This window comes from Trinickia soli, from assembly GCF_002879855.1.
GTDB lineage: Bacteria > Pseudomonadota > Gammaproteobacteria > Burkholderiales > Burkholderiaceae > Trinickia > Trinickia soli.
The window spans coordinates 1-393 of the sequence record NZ_PNYB01000098.1; the positions used below are offsets into that span (position 1 = coordinate 1).

General features: G+C 55.7%; 1 protein-coding gene. It reads left to right on the forward strand.

Features of this window, described 5'->3' with window-relative positions; translation table 11 throughout:
* Positions 1–393, forward strand: a 393-nt coding sequence (locus C0Z19_RS27810; protein ID WP_438947157.1) for a maleate cis-trans isomerase family protein, incomplete at both ends; no start/stop codon positions are given.

Genomic DNA, 393 nt, shown 5'->3' on the forward strand with positions numbered 1-393 from the left:
GGCCTTGGTGGATGCTCTAAAGGTCATGGGGGTCAAACGTATTGCGTTGGTAGCACCATACATGGTGCCCCTAACCAAATTGGTCATTGACTACATTGAGCACGAAGGCTTTGAGGTCAGTGACTGGAGAGCGCTTGAGATTGCAGACAACTTGGAAGTTGGTCGTCACGACCCCTCTAAACTGCCTGCCATCGTTTCTGGCATGAAGACTGACGATGTCGATGCGATCGTGCTCTCCGCCTGCGTACAAATGCCCTCGCTCGCAGCGATTGCTCAAGTAGAAGCCGCGACAGGTAAGCCGGTGGTGACAGCAGCCGTGGCGACCACCTACGCGATGCTAAGCGAGCTCGGCCTAGAACAAGTAGTCCCAGGAGCTGGTGCGCTGCTATCGGG